The following is a 202-nucleotide window of genomic DNA, read 5'->3' as shown; positions in this document are numbered from 1 at the left end:
AGATTTTCGTCATCTTCATCAAGCCAGCAGGGGTAATCGCTTTCCTTCACGACCAGACGAAAGCGGCGCGTCTGGCGGGTCAGCAACGTCTGACCGGTGGTGGTCAGCGCCGCCCGGATACGCCGCGCATCGTCTGCCACCTGGTAACAGATGCTTCGTACTGCATTGCGCACCGCATCAAGAACTGCCCTGATTTCTTCCT

General features: G+C 57.9%; 1 pseudogene. It reads right to left on the bottom strand.

Features of this window, described 5'->3' with window-relative positions:
• Positions 1–202 (bottom strand): annotated as a pseudogene (locus E0D98_RS27345) (hypothetical protein); the annotation flags it as partial.

Origin of the sequence: Escherichia sp. KCJ4928 (assembly GCF_004352695.1) — a bacterium.
In the GTDB taxonomy this organism is placed as follows: Bacteria; Pseudomonadota; Gammaproteobacteria; order Enterobacterales; family Enterobacteriaceae; genus ECMA0423.
The sequence above is the reverse complement of the archived record's forward strand: the minus strand, read 5'-3'. Positions and strand labels throughout refer to the sequence as shown.